The organism is Streptomyces sp. NPDC034099, assembly GCF_055575415.1.
In genome coordinates this window covers 348,462-365,780 of record NZ_JBVISR010000002.1, presented here as the reverse complement: position 1 = coordinate 365,780, position 17,319 = coordinate 348,462, and the positions used below count along the sequence as shown (strand labels likewise).

The window sequence follows — 17,319 nt, the reverse complement described above, 5'->3', positions numbered from 1 at the left end:
GGGGCACCGGTGAACGACGGACACGACGCGGGACACGGCGACGACCAGTACGAACTCGTCGGCTACGACGAGTACGGCCGCCCCGTGTACCGCCAGGCCCAGGGGCAGGGGCAGGGGCAGGCGCAGGGACAGGGCCACGCCCAGCCCGGCCACCAGCAGCAGTACGACCCGTACACGCAGCAGCAGTACGGGCAGCAGGGCTACGGCTACGACCCGTACGCCACGGGCACCCAGCAGCCCGTCCAGCAGCCCTACGACCCCTACGGCTCCCAGGGCGGCTACGACACCGGTCAGCAGCCGGCCCAGCCGCCCGCGCCCGACTACGGCGGCTACGGCGGCCACCCCTCCGGCCCGCACGGGGGCGCCCCGGCCCCGCAGCCGCCGTACGACCCGTACGGGCAGGCCGCGACCAGCGGGCCGCAGCCCCGGGTCGCCGAGCAGACCGCCCACATCCCGCAGCAGGCCGGCCCGCCCGAGGAGCGGGAGCGCACGGACCACCGCGAGGCCGCCGAACCCGGCGGGGACTACCGCACCGAGCAGTTCGCCTTCGTCGAGGAGCCGACCGGCGACTCCGAGGACGTCATCGACTGGATGAAGTTCACGGAGAACCGCACCGAGCGCCGCGAGGAGGCCCGGCGGCGCGCCCGCTCGCGCGTCGTCGCCCTGGTCGTCGTCCTGGCGCTGGTCGCGGTCGGCGGCGTCGGCTACCTCTGGTACGCCGGAAAGCTGCCCGGACTGTCCTCCTCCGACGACAAGACCGGCGCCGCGACGACGGCGGGCGCCCAGAAGCGCGACGTGATCGCCGTCCACCTGCACGACACCAAGGGCGGCGGCACCTCCACCGCGCTGCTCGTGAACAACACCACCACCAAGCAGGGCACCGCCGTGCTGGTGCCCAACGCGCTCGCCCTGACCGGCGACGACGGCAGCACCACCTCGCTCGCCAAGTCCGTCGACGACGAGGGTCCCGACGCGACCCGCACCGCCCTCGACTCCGCCCTCGGAACCGACATCGAGGGCACCTGGCGGCTGGACACGCCCTACCTCCAGATCCTCGTCGACCTGGTCGGCAACATCGACGTCGACACCGACGCCGACGTCCCCGACCCGGAGTCCAAGGGCAAGGGCGCCGCGACCCTCGTGCACAAGGGCGAGGGCCAGACCCTCAGCGGCAAGATGGCCGTCGCCTACGCCACCTACAGCGCCAAGGGCGAGGACGCGAACGCCCAGCTGCAGCGGTTCGGGCAGGTCATGCAGGGGGTGCTGCGCAAGCTGTCCTCCGACCCGCAGGCCGCGACGACCACCGTCCAGACCATGGGGATGATCCTCGACCCGCCGCTGACCGAGAAGGACCTCGGCACCTTCCTCGCCGGGCTCTCCGACCGGGCCAAGGGCGGTGACTTCAAGACCGCGCTGCTGCCCGTCCAGGACGGCGGCGGGCTCAGCGCCGAGGCCAGTGACAGCGTCGTCAAGGACGTCCTCGGCGGCACCGCCAAGAGCCCCGACAAGGACGCGGCCGTCAGCGTCTCCGTCCGCAACGCCACCGGCGAGGAGGACCGCACCGGCAAGGCCCGCGTCGTCCTCGTCAACGGCGGCTTCACCTTCGTGTCGGGCGGCACCGCCTCCGGCACCGAGGCCACGTCGGAGGTCGTCTACGCGCAGGCCGCCGACAAGGAGAACGCCGTCCAGGTCGCCAAGACCCTGGGCCTGCCCGCCGACGCCGTGTCCCAGGGGAAGGTCTCCGCGAACGCGCGGGTCTCGGTGGTGCTCGGCCAGGACTACAAGCCGGCGTCGTAGGGGCACGCGGCCGGCGGGCGCTCGTCGCGTGGGCCGGTGTCGGCGGTCGTGAGACCCTTGAGGTCAACCGACCGCCGACCCGAAAGCCAGGCAGTGACCGCGACCGACCGCTCCATCGAACTCATCAACGCCGCCGCCCAGGCGGCGGCCGACAAGCTCGCGCACGACATCATCGCCTACGACGTCAGCGACGTGCTGTCGATCACGGATGCCTTCCTGCTGGCCTCCGCGCCCAACGACCGCCAGGTCAAGTCGATCGTCGACGAGATCGAGGAGCGGCTGAACAAGCAGCTCGGCGCCAAGCCGGTGCGCCGCGAGGGCGACCGCGAGGCCCGCTGGGTCCTGCTCGACTACGTCGACATCGTCGTCCACGTCCAGCACAGCGAGGAGCGCGTCTTCTACGCCCTGGAGCGGCTGTGGAAGGACTGCCCCGAGCTGGAGCTGCCCGCAGACGCCAAGGAGACCCGCGGCAAGGCGGAGGAGCACGCGAAGCTCCAGGCCGCCGAGGAGGCGACGCGCACCGACGAGGACTGGCGATGAGCGCCACCGGAGAGGTGACGGCGGGCAGGCCGGGCCGCGGCCGCCGCGTCATCCTCTGGCGGCACGGCCAGACCGCGTGGAACGTGGAGCGCCGCTTCCAGGGCAGCACGGACGTCGAGCTGACCGAGACCGGCGTCGCCCAGGCCCGCCGCGCGGCCGGGCTGCTCGTGCACATGCGGCCCGACGCGATCGTCGCCTCCGACCTCGCGCGCGCCGCGGACACGGCCGCCGAGCTGTCCGTGCTCACCGGCCTCGAGGTGACCCTGGAGGAGGGCCTGCGGGAGACCTACGCCGGCGTCTGGCAGGGCCTGACCCACGAGGAGATCATCGCCCGGCACGGCGACGAGTACGCGGCCTGGAAGCGCGGCGAGCCCGTGCGCCGGGGCGGTGGCGAGCTGGAGACCGAGGTGGCCGACCGCGCCGCCCCCGTGGTGCTCCGGCACGCCGAGAAGCTCCCCGAGGACGGCACCCTCGTCGTGGTCAGCCACGGCGGCACGATCCGCACCACCATCGGCCGCCTGCTGGGCCTGGAGCCGCACAGCTGGGAGAGCCTCGGCGGCCTGACCAACTGCTGCTGGTCGGTCCTCGGCGAGGGCGCCCGCGGCTGGCGCCTGCTGGAGCACAACGCGGGCACGCTGCCGGAACCGGTGATCGGCGACGACGTCTGAACCGCGATTTCACTTTCCGGCAGGTCGCAGGCTAAAGTTCTTCTTGTTCGCCCCGCCGAGCGGAGCGGACGAAGTGGAGGACCATGCGGCCCCGGTCGCGTGGCACCAGGGGCTATAGCTCAGTTGGTAGAGCGCCTGCATGGCATGCAGGAGGTCAGGAGTTCAATTCTCCTTAGCTCCACAGCCCACGGACGAATCCCGTCCCCTTCGGGGGGACGGGATTTTTCGTCTGCGTCCGCTTGAGCAACAGGCGTCCCACAGGCGTATACGTCGGTGGGACGCCGTGTCCGGACCGGTACTGAGGCGTCGCTGACCGGGTCGGCCCGGCCGTGGCAGAATCAAACGGCCGGAAGGGGACCGCGGCCCGACGGGAGGGAGTGGCGATGCCTGGGAGCATCCTCGAGGAGGTCGGTCACCTCCTCGGCGGAGCGGTGGCACGGAACACGGTCACCCGTCTCAGCTGCCCTTCCTGCGGTTCCGGTCATGTGGCCCAAGTCCTCGGCGACAACGGCGGAATCTCTTACGTGTGCACGGCCTGCGGCCACAGCTGGAGCTGATCGATGGGTGCACACAGGCGGAAGTGCGACTGGTGCGGCAGCGGTACGCCCATCGTGCGCGACATGGAACCCGTCAACCCCGACTACCAGTACTGGTGCGAGGAATGCGCGCGGGCGCTGATCATAAAAGGCGACCCCATCGAGACGTACCGCGAACTCGAGGGTGAGCCGATCTACGGCCGGCTCCTGGAGGAGCACTGCACGCTCAAACGCTTCTACTCGTTCGTGACGGCCTGACGGACCTGACGGCGGGAGGGCCCGCAAGAGGGCAAAGCGGGCGAAGCGGAAACGATTTGGTGTTGTCCCCGGTGGACCGTGTAATGTTGGCGTCGCCGCCGGGGAGACCGGGCGGCAGACAGCAAGGGGCTATAGCTCAGTTGGTAGAGCGCCTGCATGGCATGCAGGAGGTCAGGAGTTCAATTCTCCTTAGCTCCACAGAGAAACCCCCCGGATCGTATCCGGGGGGTTTGTTCGTTCCTCAGCGGCCGAGCGCCCGGCGGCCGCGGCCCTGGGACAGCACCGGCAGGTTGCCGCGCGGGGACGGCGCCTGCCCGCGGGTGTCCTCCTCGATGCGCAGTGCCAGCGCCGGGCAGCGGCGCACCGCACGCACCGCCTTGGCCTCCGCGAAACGCGGCACCTCGGCCTGCGCGACGGTCGGGAAGCCGTCGGCGCCGAGCTGGAAGACCTCCGGGAGGATGTCCGCGCACAGCCCGTGCCCGCGGCACAGCGTCCAGTCGACGTAGATCTTCTGGCGGCTGGGGCCGTTCTCCTCACCGCCGCCGGGGACGCCGGTCGGGGTCCTGCCCCCCTCGAAGAGCGGCAGGACGCCCTCCACGGGCCGGCCGCAGCCGTTGCCGAGGACATGGGCGGCCAGGTCGTCCGTGAACGCCTTGACGGTCGACTCCAGGAACATCGCCGAGCCGTCGGGGTGCGAGCAGGCGCCGCGCCGCTTCACGTTCTTCGCGACCTGCTTGACCGCCTCCAGGGCGGCCGGACCGCCGCCGTTCAGGATGTCCTCCAGGCCCCGCGCGGCGGCCGGCAGGCCCAGGTAACAGGGCCCGCACTGGCCGGCGCTCTCCTCGGCCAGCCACTGCGCCACCCGCAGCGACTCCCCCAGCGCGCAGGTGTCCTGACTGATCGGCAGGATCGCGCCCGCGCCGAGCGAGCCGCCCACCTGCTGCAGCGAGTTGCGGGAGACGATCGCCTCGTCGACGGTCGCCGCGTCGATCCACTTGCCGTGGTAGCCGCCGGTCAGCACGCCCTGCGGCACCGGCGGGGCGCCGGCCAGCTGGAGGACGTAGCGCAGTGGCACGCCCGTCGGGACCTCGATCACCATGGGGCGGGCCACCGCGCCGGAGACCGTGAGCATCACGGTGCCCGGCTCGTCGTACAGGCCGGTGTTGCCGTAGCGCTCCGGGCCGATGCGGGCGGCGATCGCCAGCTGGGCGAAGGTCTCGGCGTTGGACAGCAGGGTCGGCGCGCCGCCGACGCCGCTCCTGGACGCGCTCACCTTGCGGCCGGGCGGGATCGCCGGGCCGCCGTCGATGGAGCGGATCAGCGAGGCCGCCGCGCCGGTGACCATGCGCACCGGATTGCGCTGCACGCGCGCGCGGAGGGCGGACCGGCGGCCGTTGCTCAGCCCGCGTTCGGCGAGGGCGGCCTCCATGGAGCGCTGGGTGGACTCGCGGGTGACCCCGATGACCAGCGTGCGGGCGCCCATCGCCTCGGCGCACAGCAGCGCGCCGTCCAGGATCAGGTGCGGGGCACGGTTGATCAGCACCGTGTCCTTGCGGCAGGCCGGCTCGTCCTCACTGCCGTTGACGACCACGACCGGGCGTACGCCGCGCTTGATCGCCGCCTCGGCGACCGAGCGCAGCTTCTTGTGGAAGGGGAAGCCCGCGCCGCCGCGGCCCTTCAGGCCGATGCGTTCGGAGAGCTGCGCGAGCTGCTCCCCGCCCATCGGTTCGAGCGGACCGTGCACCTTGAGGTGCATCGGCAGATCCAGGCGCTCGACAAGGTCGAAGCCCGACGTGAGCTGGGGAAGCCCGACCACGCGGACCTCGGGGACGTCGGGCAGGGCCTCGTTCAATTCAAGCCTCCGGAAGGCGTGTTCCAAGGTTCACCGGAACCCGGTGCGTCGAAGTCGTGGGACGGCGACGGCACACCGGGGGTTGGTTCAGGGGCGGGACCGCTGTTGTACGTGTCGCTGGGGTAGTACGTGTCGTAGACCGCGTTCGTCTCACGGGTGTCGTACACGTCACTCGAGCCGTAGCCCGAGGCGGGGGGAGCGGAGTACCGCGCGGAGTAGTCCGCCGCGTCCGTGCTGCCGTAGACCGGGATGGTGTGTCCCGTGTCGTTGAGCGGGTCGTAGACCGACGGGGGCGCCTCGCCGACCGGGGGCGGCGACGGTACGGGCCAGCTGCCCGAGGTGCTGCCGCCGCCGTCCGCGAGCGGCATCGCCTCGGTGGGCCGCGGGTCCGGCGGCAGCTGGGCGGACACGGCCGGGTCGGCCGTCAGCGGCGGCCGGCGCGTGCCCGAGGGAGCGGACACGGCGCGGTAGGCCGCCGCGAAGCCGCTCGCGGGCTCCGGGGGAGTGACGCGCTCCGCGGGTTCGTACAGCGGGGCGGACGGGGACGCGCCGCGCGCGGACGACGCTCCGGCGCGCTCGTGGCCCGGCAGGGCCGCGGTGTCCCTCGGCCGGCTCTCCGCCTGCTCCTCTCGGACGGGCCGCTCCCCGGTCCCGAGGAGGCCGGCGATCCGGTCGGCGACCCTGCGCTTGACCGGACGGGGCGCCGCGCGCAGCGCCAGGGCCGCCATGACGCCGACCACGGACAGCGCGTACAGCACCACGAAGACCGGCTTCGCCGCGCGACCCGCGTAGAGGCCGTGCAGCAGGGCGAGGCACCACGCCGGGTAGGCCAGCATGTGCATGGCCCGCCAGCGGGCCGCCACGGGGGCCGGGGAGGCGAAGCGGTTGCGCAGGGCCCCGGTGACCCCCACGAAGATCATGAGCATGCTGGCCAGGGTGCCGAAGCCGATGAGGACGGCGCGGCCGCCGAACTCCTCGTCGTCCGTGGCCAGGAGCCCGAACGGGAGGACCGCGGCGACCCAGGTGGTGTGGTCCAGGACCAGCTTGACCACGATGTGCACCAGCAGGAAGACGACCGAGGCGACCGCGGTGGTCCGGTGCACCGCCTGGGCCAGGATCCGCTGCCGGGTGTCGAGGACGATCCGGTCCTGGGCGAGCAGACCCCAGATCACCGAGCAGCTGAGGAAGACGAGGGAGAGGACGCCGGCGCCGAAGTTCAGGAACTGGGCGAAGGTGTCGTCCACCGTGCTGTCGTTCGTCATGACGACGGACCTCCGCACGTCAGGGACGTGACGGGAGGCGGCGAGCTGGTGTCGCGGGGGTGGATCGGGGGAGGGTTCATGGGGGCAACTCCGGAGCGGTTCGGGAAAGCGGTCCCGCTGCCGCACTCTAAGTGGCGCCATACCCGTGGGTAGGAGGTTTGAGTTATTGCGTTGTTATCAAATGACAGCGCGCTCGTGCTGGTGTCCCTTAGCGGTCGTTACGCGAAGTAACCTTTGACCTTGGTTCAGGTTTGCCTCCGGTTTCCGGTTCGCGGGCCCCGGATTCCGGTCGGCCGCACGTCGGCCGGAAGCCCCTCGCGACCCGCTCGACGACTGCGGTACCCTGACGCCATGCGTGCCGTACGCCTTCTGCTTAGCGAGCCGCGCTGATCAGTCCCGACCCCGGTCGTAGTCCGGTGGCCGGAATCGGCGCGGCGTCCCCTCCTGTGCGAGGGGATTTTTCATTTCCCGGCAATCGCAGCCGCTGGTCATGAATGTCGCAGCCGCTGGCAGAGACGATCGATGGAGCTTTGAGGATCATGAGCGAGACGAACCCCGCGGCGACCGCCCCTGTGTCGGCGGACGCCGCGCCGCACCGCTACACGGCCGCCATGGCCGCCGAGATCGAGGCACGCTGGCAGGACTTCTGGGACGCCGAGGGGACGTACGCCGCGCCGAACCCCAAGGGTGACCTGGCGGGCGACCCGGAGCTGGTCGCCAGGCCCAAGAAGTTCATCATGGACATGTTCCCGTACCCGTCCGGTGCGGGCCTGCACGTCGGTCACCCCCTGGGCTACATCGCCACCGACGTCTTCGCCCGCTTCCAGCGGATGACCGGCCACAACGTCCTGCACACCCTGGGCTTCGACGCCTTCGGCCTGCCCGCAGAGCAGTACGCCGTGCAGACCGGCACGCACCCGCGCGTGTCCACCGAAGCCAACATGAAGAACATGCAGAGCCAGCTGCGCCGGCTGGGCCTGGGCCACGACAAGCGCCGGTCGTTCGCCACGATCGACCCCGAGTACTACAAGTGGACCCAGTGGATCTTCCTGCAGATCTTCAACTCCTGGTACGACGACGAGGCGAAGAAGGCCCGTCCGATCGCCGAGCTGGTCGCGCAGTTCGCCTCCGGTGAGCGGGCGGTCCCGGGCCACCCCGGGCGCGCGTGGAGCACCCTGAGCGAGGCCGAGCGCGCCGACGTCCTGGGCGGGTTCCGCCTGGCCTACGCCTCCGACGCGCCGGTCAACTGGTGCCCCGGACTGGGCACCGTGCTGGCCAACGAGGAGGTCACCGCCGACGGCCGCTCCGAGCGCGGCAACTTCCCCGTCTTCAAGTCCAAGCTGCGCCAGTGGAACATGCGAATCACCGCCTACGCCGACCGGCTGCTGGACGACCTGGACCAGCTGGACTGGCCCGAGGCCATCAAGCTGCAGCAGCGCAACTGGATCGGCCGCTCCGAGGGCGCCCGCGTCGACTTCCCCGTCGACGGCGAGCGCATCACCGTCTTCACCACCCGCCCCGACACCCTGTTCGGTGCGACCTACATGGTGCTGGCGCCCGAGCACCCGCTGGTCGAGAAGTTCACCCCGGCCGCCTGGCCCGAGGGCACCCGCGAGGCGTGGACCGGCGGTCACGCCACCCCGACCGAGGCCGTCGCCGCGTACCGCGCGCAGGCCGCCTCCAAGTCCGACGTCGAGCGGCAGGCCGAGGCCAAGGACAAGACCGGCGTCTTCATCGGCGCGTACGCCACCAACCCGGTCAACGGCGAGCAGGTCCCGGTCTTCATCGCCGACTACGTGCTGATGGGCTACGGCACCGGCGCGATCATGGCCGTCCCGGCGGGCGACCAGCGCGACTTCGAGTTCGCCCGCGCCTTCGAGCTGCCGATCCGCTGCATCGTCGAGCCGACCGACGGCCGCGGCACCGACACCTCGACGTGGGAGGACGCCTTCTCCTCCTACGACGCGAAGATCATGAACTCGTCCAGCACCGACTCCTCGAGCGACGGGGTGAGCCTGGACGGCCTGTCCGTCGTCGAGGCCAAGGAGCGCATCACCGAGTGGCTGGAGCGCACCGGCGCCGGTGAGGGCACCGTCAACTTCCGCCTGCGCGACTGGCTGTTCAGCCGCCAGCGCTACTGGGGCGAGCCCTTCCCGATCGTCTACGACGAGGACGGCATCGCCCACCCCCTGCCCGAGTCGATGCTGCCGCTGGAGCTGCCCGAGGTCGAGGACTACTCCCCGCGCACCTTCGACCCGGACGACGCCGACACCAAGCCCGAGACCCCGCTGTCCCGCAACGAGGACTGGGTCAACGTCACCCTGGACCTGGGCGACGGGCCGAAGAAGTACCGCCGCGAGACCAACACGATGCCCAACTGGGCCGGTTCCTGCTGGTACGAGCTGCGCTACCTGGACCCGCACAACAGCGAGCAGCTGGTCGACCCCGAGATCGAGCAGTACTGGATGGGCCCGCGCGAGGGCCTGCCGCACGGCGGCGTCGACCTGTACGTCGGCGGCGCCGAGCACGCCGTGCTGCACCTGCTGTACGCCCGCTTCTGGTCCAAGGTCCTGTTCGACCTGGGGCACGTCTCCTCGGCCGAGCCGTTCCACAAGCTGTTCAACCAGGGCATGATCCAGGCCTACGTCTACCGGGACAGCCGCGGCATCGCCGTGCCGGCCGCCGAGGTGGAGGAGCGCGACGGCGCCTACTACTACCAGGGCGAGAAGGTCTCCCGGCTGCTGGGCAAGATGGGCAAGTCCCTGAAGAACGCCGTCACCCCCGACGAGATCTGCGCCGAGTACGGCGCCGACACGCTGCGCCTGTACGAGATGGCGATGGGCCCGCTGGACGTGTCCCGGCCGTGGGACACCCGCGCGGTGGTCGGTCAGTTCCGGCTGCTGCAGCGGCTGTGGCGCAACGTCGTCGACGAGAACACCGGCGAGCTGTCCGTGGCCGACGTCGCGGAGACCGACATCGACGCCGACACCCTGCGCGCCCTGCACAAGGCCATCGACGGCGTGCGGCAGGACCTGGAGGGCATGCGGTTCAACACCGCCATCGCCAAGGTCACCGAGCTGAACAACCACCTGACCAAGGCCGGAGGCCCGGTCCCGCGGTCGGTCGCCGAGCGCCTGGTGCTGCTGGTCGCGCCGCTGGCCCCGCACGTCGCCGAGGAGCTGTGGCGCAAGCTGGGGCACGAGTCCTCCGTCGTCCACGAGGACTTCCCGGTCGCCGACCCGGCCTACGTCGTCGACGAGACCGTGACCTGCGTCGTCCAGATCAAGGGCAAGGTCAAGGCGCGGCTGGAGGTCGCCCCCTCCATCTCCGACGACGACCTGGAGAAGGCCGCGCTGGCCGACGAGAAGGTCGTGGCCGCGCTGGGCGGAGCCGGGATCCGCAAGGTGATCGTGCGGGCGCCGAAGCTGGTGAACATCGTGCCCGCGTAGGCGGTGACCGGGGCGTCTCCGGCGCCCCCTACGGGTCCGGTACGGGCAGGTTCGGGGTTCTTGCGGAACCCTGGGCCTGCCCGCTGCGTTTACCGTGGAAGAGCGGCGCGACACGTGCCGTGGACCGCCGGTGTGCGGGACGGACGTTCGAAGGAGGAGCCTCGTGGAAGCAGCGCTCACAGTGTTCGCCCTGCTCTTCCTGCTCGCCGTGGTGCTGGGTGTCTACGCCACGGTGAAGGCCGTCGGCGCCGCCAAGCGCAGCGTGGACCGGGGTATCACCCAGGCCCGCCGCACCGTCGAGGACCACACCCTGCGGGCCAAGTCCCTCGTCCAGGTGGGTCCGGCGGGCGAGCTGGCGCAGCTGCGGCTGACCCTGCGCACCTCCATGCGGGCCACCCAGGACGCACTGCACGCGCGCGTGGCCGAGGACGAGTCCCTCAAGGAGTCCCTCGCCCTCTTCGAGCGGCTCAGCGCGCACGGCTTCGAGCTGGACGGCGAGCTGCGGCGGCTGGAGTCCGAGCCGGACCGCGCCACCCTCGCCGAGCGCCTGCCCGGACTGCGTGAGCGCACCGAGCGCGTCGTCCGGTCGGCGGACTCCCTGCGCTGGGCGGCCCGCGACCGCGCCCGCCGCTTCGCGGACGACGACCTGGACTCGCTGAGCGCGCAGATCGACGTGGAGGCCGGCGCGCTGCGGCACTGGACGGAGACGGAGACGGAGACCGGAACAGGGCTGGGGACGGGGCCGGCCGCCGCGCCGCCGTCCTGGCCCGAGGCGCCCGCCGCCGAGGCCCCGTCCACCCGGCAGACCTGGCCGGATTCCGCCGCTCAGGGCCCGGCGGAGGAGGACGCCACGCGCCCCGCCATCAACCCGCCCGCCGCGAGCCCCGTGTATCCCTGGCAGAAGAAGGCCCGCCCGGAGAGCACGACCTGACCGTCCGCCGGTCCGGCCGGCCCGATCCGGCCTGTGAACGCCCGGTCGTCGGGGCCGGACTGCCGTACGGGCACTACGCCAGGTAACCTCCAGCTCATGTCCCGCCATGTCGCTATCGTCACGGATTCAACGGCCTACCTTCCGGCCCGGACGATGGAGCGGCACGGCATCACCGCGGTACCCCTGACCGTCGTGCTGGGCGACCGGGCCCTGGAGGAGGGCACCGAGATCTCGACCCGTTCCCTGGCCCAGGCGCTGCAGAAACGGCGGCCGGTCACCACCTCGCGCCCCGGCCCCGAACTCTTCGCCGAGACCTACCGCAGGATCGCCGAGTCCGGCGCCGACGGCATCGTCTCCCTCCATCTGTCCGCCGAACTCTCCGGCACCCACGACGCGGCCGTCGTCGCGGCGCGTGAGGCCGCCGTCCCGGTCAGGGTCGTGGACACCGGGATGATCGCGATGGCCCTCGGATTCTGCGCGCTCGCCGCCGCGGAGACGGCGGAGGCGGGCGGCACGGTCGACGAGGCCGTCGCGGCCGCGGAGAAGCGCGCCGCGGACACCTCCGCCTACTTCTACGTCGACACCCTCGACTATCTGCGCCGCGGCGGCCGGATCGGGGCGGCCCAGGCGCTGTTCGGCTCCGCGCTCGCCGTGAAGCCGCTGCTGCAGCTGGAGGGCGGCCGCATCGAACCCCTGGAGAAGGTCCGGACGGCGTCGAGGGCCATCGCCCGGCTGGAGGAGATCGCCGCGGACCGGGCGGGCAGCGCGCCCGTCGACATCGCCGTGCACCATCTCGCCGCCCCCGACCGGGCGTCGGCCCTGGCGGACCGCCTGCGGGACCGGGTGCCCGGGCTGGCCGACCTGCACGTGAGCGAGGTCGGTGCGGTGATCGGCGCGCACACGGGGCCGGGGCTGCTGGGGGTCGTGGTCTCGTCGCGGTGAGGGCGGGCTGCCGGGGGGGCGTGGCGAGGGTCGTGGTGGGTGCTGTCGGATCACCCGTGAGGGGGCCGGAGTTTTCCACAACCCGTGGGTAGTCCCCGGGAATCGTCCATGATCATCGCGAGGGCGTCGAGGTGCCCGATCCTCGTCGCATGGCTCTTCGATCACGTTCACGCACCCCGTCCGCGACCAGTGGCCCGGGCCGCGCCCCGGCCTCCGACGGCCGCCTCGTGCACCGCCGCGCACCCGGCTCCGGTGCCCACGCCCGCCCCCGCTCCCACGCCCGGCAGGGTCGCCGGCAACCGCCTCCGGAGGAGCTGCGGCGGAGGGCGGAGGCGCTGTTCGCCGAGCGCGCCGAGGGGTTCGACCAGGCCGGACACGAGAGGGAGAGGGCGCAGGGGGAGGCGGGAAAGGGGCCGCCGTTGCCCGGCCCCGAGGCCCCCGGCGACACGGACGTCGGTGACTCCGGCGCCGCCACGCCGGCCTGGCGGGAGCGGACCGGGCAGGCACTGCGGGAGCGGATGCCGGTGTGGCTGCAGACACGGTGCGGCCTGGAGCGGCGCAGCGTCGCCGCGCTCTCGGTGCTGCTCGTCCTCGCGGCGGTCTTCGCGGTGCAGCACTTCCGGTCCGGCCGCGCCCAGCCGGTGGCGGCACCCGAGGTGGTGCGGGAGGCGGCGGCGTACGGAGCCGGGAAACCGGGGCCGACGGCCGCGGACCGCGCGTCGACGGGCAAGCCCGGGTCCCAGGCCGCGCCGACGACCACGGCAGGGCCCGAGATCGTGGTGGACGTCGGCGGCAAGGTCCGCGAACCCGGCGTCCACAGCCTCCCGGCCGGTTCCCGCGTCGCGGACGCCCTGCGAGCCGCCGGAGGGGTGCGGCCCGGCACGAAGACCGACGGGCTGAACCGGGCGCGCTTCCTGGTGGACGGCGAACAGGTGATCGTCGGAGCGCCCGCGCCCCCACCGGGGCCTGGTCCCGCGCCGGGTGGGTCGACGGGTGCGGCGGGGCCTGCGGCACCGGTCTCCCTCAACACGGCGACCACCGACCAGCTCGACACCCTCCCGGGCGTCGGTCCGGTCCTCGCCCAGCACATCATCGACTACCGCACCCAGCACGGCGGTTTCCGCTCGGTGGACGAACTGCGCGAGGTCAACGGCATCGGCGAACGCCGCTTCGGCGACCTGCGGGACCTCGTACGGCCATGAACACGGACGTGACGGAGGCGGACCGGCCGGACGGACGCGCCGGACCGGAGCAGTCCCGTGCGAGGCCCCCGCGCACCGCCGTGCACGCTGCCTCCGGCCACCGGCTGGGCGCGGCCCACCCCCGGCAGGAGGGCCCCGCGGACCTGCGCCTGGTACCGCCCGCCCTGGCGGCGTGGGCGACGGCGGCACTGGTGCTGGACGTGCCGACCGGCTGGGCGGTGGGCGTGGTGACGGGCGCTCTGCTCCTGGCCGGGGCACTGCTGCTGGGGCCGGCGCGCAGACGGACCCGCGCACCCGCGGCCGCCGCTCTGCTGCTCTGTGTCGCCGCGTCCGCCGCCTCGGCCGCGCTGCACGGCGCGGACCCGCGCCGCGGACCCGTGCCGGAGCTGGCGCGGCGGTACGCCACGGTCACGGCGGAGGTGGAGGTCACGGCCGACCCCCGCCTCACCCGGCCGCGGGTCCGGGGCGACCGCGCCGTGCCGCCCACGGTGCTGATCGAGGCCGACGTGCGGAGGCTGAGCGAGTCGGGCGGGACGGCGGTGACGACCAAGACGCCGGTGCTCGTCCTCGTCGACGTTGGTGAGGAAAGGGAGCAGTCCCGCGCCCGGCCCGCACCCTCCCGCTGGCTGGAGCTGCTGCCGACCACGAGGCTCCGCGTCACCGCCCGGCTGTCACCCCCGAGGCAGGGCGGTGACCGGATCGCCGCGGTGCTGCGCGTGCGTGCGGGCCGACAGCCACCGGAGCCCCTGGCGAAGCCCTCGACGGCGCAACGGCTGGCGGGACGGTTGCGTGCCGGACTGCGCGAGGCGACCGAGGACCTGCCGGCAGACGCGCGGGCGCTGCTGCCGGGCCTGGTCGTCGGCGACACCTCGCGCGTCACCCCGGAGCTGGAGGAGGCGTTCAAGGAAACCGACCTGACACACACGCTGGCCGTTTCCGGCGCCAACTTCACGATCGTGCTCGCGCTGCTCCTCGGTCCGCCGGGCCTGGCCCAGCGCAGTGAGCGCCGGGGACTGGCGCCCCGCCTCGGCCTGCACCTGCGGACGACCGCGCTGCTCGGCGGGCTGCTCGCGCTCGCCTTCGTCGTGGTGTGCCGGCCCGACCCGAGCGTGCTGCGGGCGGCGGCCTTCGGGTCCGTCGCCCTGCTCGCCCTGGCCACCGGCCGTCGCAGATCACTGCTCCCGGCCCTGGCGACGGCGGTTTTGCTCCTGGTGCTCTACGACCCCTGGCTGTCCCGCGGTTACGGCTTCCTGCTCTCCGTGCTGGCCACGGGGGCGCTGCTCACGATCGCTCCGCGGTGGAGCGCGGCGTTGCGCCGGCGCCGGGTACCGCCCCGGCTCGCGGAGGCGCTGGCCGCCGCGGCTGCCGCGCAGGCCGTGTGTGCGCCGGTCGTCGTCGTGCTGTCGCAGCGGGTGAGTCTGGTGGGAGTGCCGTGCAACCTGCTGGCGGAGTTCGCGGTGGCCCCGGCCACGGTGCTCGGCTTCGCGGCGCTGGCGACGGCACCCGCGGCGATGCCGCTGGCCAAAAGCCTGGCCTGGTGCGGAAGCTGGCCGGCCGAGTGGATCGCGGGGATCGCCCGCACCGGGGCCGCGCTGCCCGGCGCGGGAGTGGACTGGCCGGGCGGCTGGGCCGGGGCGGCGCTGCTCGCCCTCGCCACGGTGGGTGTGCTGCTGGCCGGCCGACGCCTGCTGCGGCACCCGTGGTGGTGCGGAGTCTGCGCCCTGCTGCTGCTCCTCGTCGTGACGCAGCCGCCCCCGCTGGCCCGGGTGATCAAGGGCTGGCCCCCGCCCGGCTGGCGGATGGTTATGTGCGACGTGGGTCAGGGCGACGCGCTGGTGCTCGCGGCGGGAGAGGGGACGGCCGTGGTCGTGGACGCGGGTCCCGATCCCGCCCTGGCCGACCACTGCCTGCGCGCCCTCGGCATCACCCGCGTGCCCCTCGTGCTGCTGACCCACCCGCACGCCGACCACGTGGCCGGGCTGCCCGGGGTGCTGCGGGGCCGTTCGGTGGGCGCGATCGAGACAACCGCCCTCGAAGAACCGGCGGACCAGGCCGAGTTCGTCCACCGACAGGCAGCGGCCCGGCACATTCCCCTGCGGCACGCGGCCGCCGGAGAGCGGCGACGCTCCGGCCCGCTGTCCTGGCAGGTGGTGTGGCCCCCGCCGAGCCCGCCGATGACCGCGCCACCGGGCACGGAAGGCGGCCCCAACGACGCCAGCGTCACCCTCCTGGTCCGGACGGCCGGCCTGCGCCTGCTCCTCCTCGGCGACCTGGAGCCCCCGGCCCAGCGGGAGCTGGCCCGCGCCCCGGCGGCGGCACTGCTGCACGACGTGGACGTCCTGAAGGTGGCCCACCACGGCTCCGCCCACCAGGACTTCGCGTTCCTGCGGGAAGTCGCCCCGCGTCTCGCGCTCATCAGCTGCGGCGAGGACAACACCTATGGCCACCCGGCTCCCGGCACGGTCGCGGCACTGCGCGCCCAGGGAGCGACGGTGCTGCGCACGGACCGGGACGGGGCGCTGGCGGTCGCCGGTACGGGGAGGGAGCTGCGGGTGGCGGGGGAGTGAGGACGGGGGCGCTCGTCGGCCACGAGCAGGTCGTCCGTGTCTGCCGCGCCGGTACTCAGGGTGCGGCAGGGGGTCCCGTACTGGCCGGATCGCGAGTGATTCCCGTCCCTGCTGTGCCCTGGGAGGCGTAGTCCGGCGGGCACCGGGAATTTCCAGACCAGCGCGGGAGACGTCACCGTGTCGCGCGGCCGACGCGTCCGGCCACGGTCGGTCACCCCCACACCGAAGGAGAGACCATGCCCCGAACCCCCAGGCCGGGTCACCCCGTTGTGCACCGGCGCGGCGAGGACGATCCGACGCACACCGTCCACCGGCCCGACCGGCCGGGTCCGGAGCGTGCCTGATGGCCACCCCCATGACCGCGGGCAGCTTCCTCAAGGCGCTGAAGGCGGAGGGCCTCACCGTCGTCGAGGTCGGTGACTGGCGGGACCACAACCGCAACCACAAGGGCGCCTGGGGACCCGTCAACGGCGTGATGATCCACCACACCGTGACCCGGGGCAGCGCCGCCACCGTGGAGATCTGCCGCAAGGGCTACGCGAGCCTGCCCGGCCCGCTGTGCCACGGCGTCATCACCAAGGACGGCCGCGTGCACCTGGTCGGCTACGGCCGCGCCAACCACGCCGGTCTCGGCGACGACGACGTCCTGCGCGCCGTCGTCGCGGAGCAGGCCCTGCCCCCGGACAACGAGGCGAACACCGACGGCAACCGGCACTTCTACGGCTTCGAGTGCGAGAACCTCGGAGACGGCGAGGACCCGTGGCCCGCCGCGCAACTGGACGCGATCGAGCGGGCCGCCGCGGCCGTGTGCCGGCACCACGGCTGGAACGAGCGCTCGGTGATCGGCCACCTGGAGTGGCAGCCCGGAAAGATCGATCCGCGCGGTTTCACGATGGCGTCGATGCGCGCCCGGGTCGAAGAACGCCTCACCCACCCCGCCGGCTGGACACCCGGCGATTCCGAGGAGGAAGACATGCCGCGAGCGATCAGCCGATCCGACAGCGACGACCAGCGGATCACGCCCCGGCAGTGGACGACGCTCAGCGTGGACGGCGTGGACCTGCTGACCGGCGCGTCCCACTACCAGGCCACGGCCTACCTCCGGGCCGTCGTGCCACCCGGCTCCACGCTCCAGGGCCGCTTCTACCACCTCCGCCGGGACGGAAGCCGATGGACCGGCCCGATCGTCGAACGGGTGGGCACCGACGGCAGCAGCTTCCCCGACTTCGGAAACAGCGGCTCGATCGTCGCCGACGAACGGCTGCGCTTCGAGTTCATCTACTACCCGCCCGACTCCGCCGACCAGGCCCCGGCC

11 protein-coding genes, 2 tRNA genes and 1 pseudogene are annotated in these 17,319 nt (G+C 73.0%); 12 read left to right on the top strand and 2 right to left on the bottom strand.

Annotated elements, in window-relative coordinates; translation table 11 throughout:
• The first annotated feature begins 9 nt into the window (after positions 1 to 9).
• The 6 genes from ACZ56V_RS06710 to ACZ56V_RS06685 all read left to right on the top strand — a co-directional run bounded on the left by ACZ56V_RS06710 (position 10) and on the right by ACZ56V_RS06685 (position 3,997).
• On the top strand, positions 10 to 1,797 hold the full coding sequence (locus ACZ56V_RS06710) for a LytR C-terminal domain-containing protein (protein ID WP_468939847.1): 1,788 nt from the start codon (positions 10 to 12) through the stop codon (positions 1,795 to 1,797).
• 93 nt (positions 1,798 to 1,890) lie between these two features.
• On the top strand, positions 1,891 to 2,337 hold the full coding sequence (gene rsfS / locus ACZ56V_RS06705) for a ribosome silencing factor (protein ID WP_398910946.1): 447 nt from the start codon (positions 1,891 to 1,893) through the stop codon (positions 2,335 to 2,337).
• The gene (locus ACZ56V_RS06700) at positions 2,334 to 3,005 is read left to right on the top strand and encodes a histidine phosphatase family protein (protein WP_398910948.1); all 672 of its coding nucleotides are present in this window, start codon (positions 2,334 to 2,336) and stop codon (positions 3,003 to 3,005) included. The genes rsfS and ACZ56V_RS06700 overlap by 4 nt, the downstream gene beginning before the upstream one ends.
• A gap of 108 nt (positions 3,006 to 3,113) precedes the next feature.
• Positions 3,114 to 3,186 (top strand) — tRNA-Ala (locus ACZ56V_RS06695).
• A gap of 379 nt (positions 3,187 to 3,565) precedes the next feature.
• Entirely contained in the window at positions 3,566 to 3,799 is a 234-nt protein-coding gene (locus ACZ56V_RS06690) for a hypothetical protein (protein ID WP_003976229.1), read from the top strand.
• A gap of 125 nt (positions 3,800 to 3,924) precedes the next feature.
• Positions 3,925 to 3,997 (top strand) — tRNA-Ala (locus ACZ56V_RS06685).
• A gap of 43 nt (positions 3,998 to 4,040) precedes the next feature.
• On the opposite strand, the gene ACZ56V_RS06680 is transcribed toward ACZ56V_RS06685, so the two are convergent.
• Together ACZ56V_RS06680 and ACZ56V_RS06675 are read right to left on the bottom strand one after the other, a co-directional pair.
• Positions 4,041 to 5,651: an NADH-ubiquinone oxidoreductase-F iron-sulfur binding region domain-containing protein gene (locus ACZ56V_RS06680; protein WP_356359798.1), complete on the bottom strand. Its 1,611-nt coding sequence runs from the start codon at positions 5,649 to 5,651 to the stop codon at positions 4,041 to 4,043.
• Positions 5,648 to 6,913, bottom strand: coding sequence for a cytochrome b/b6 domain-containing protein (locus tag ACZ56V_RS06675; protein WP_398910950.1), 1,266 nt, complete (start codon positions 6,911 to 6,913; stop codon positions 5,648 to 5,650). The genes ACZ56V_RS06680 and ACZ56V_RS06675 overlap by 4 nt, the downstream gene beginning before the upstream one ends.
• A gap of 539 nt (positions 6,914 to 7,452) precedes the next feature.
• Here ACZ56V_RS06675 and leuS point away from each other — a divergent pair.
• The 6 genes and pseudogenes from leuS to ACZ56V_RS06645 all read left to right on the top strand — a co-directional run.
• A complete protein-coding gene (gene leuS, locus ACZ56V_RS06670) occupies positions 7,453 to 10,362 on the top strand; it encodes a leucine--tRNA ligase (RefSeq protein ID WP_468939842.1) in 2,910 nt (969 codons plus the stop codon).
• 163 nt (positions 10,363 to 10,525) lie between these two features.
• Positions 10,526 to 11,293 (top strand): hypothetical protein, encoded by a 768-nt coding sequence (locus ACZ56V_RS06665; RefSeq protein WP_468939839.1) that lies wholly within the window; start codon positions 10,526 to 10,528, stop codon positions 11,291 to 11,293.
• Between the two features lie 96 nt (positions 11,294 to 11,389).
• Positions 11,390 to 12,235 (top strand): DegV family protein, encoded by an 846-nt coding sequence (locus ACZ56V_RS06660; protein WP_398910957.1) that lies wholly within the window; start codon positions 11,390 to 11,392, stop codon positions 12,233 to 12,235.
• 149 nt (positions 12,236 to 12,384) lie between these two features.
• Positions 12,385 to 13,437, top strand: a complete 1,053-nt coding sequence (locus tag ACZ56V_RS06655; protein ID WP_468939835.1) for a ComEA family DNA-binding protein — start codon at positions 12,385 to 12,387, stop codon at positions 13,435 to 13,437.
• The gene (locus ACZ56V_RS06650) at positions 13,434 to 16,004 is read left to right on the top strand and encodes a ComEC/Rec2 family competence protein (protein WP_468939833.1); all 2,571 of its coding nucleotides are present in this window, start codon (positions 13,434 to 13,436) and stop codon (positions 16,002 to 16,004) included. The genes ACZ56V_RS06655 and ACZ56V_RS06650 overlap by 4 nt, the downstream gene beginning before the upstream one ends.
• 355 nt (positions 16,005 to 16,359) lie before the next feature.
• Positions 16,360 to 16,932: pseudogene (locus tag ACZ56V_RS06645) on the top strand (N-acetylmuramoyl-L-alanine amidase); the annotation flags it as partial.
• Positions 16,933 to 17,319: the final 387 nt, after the last annotated feature.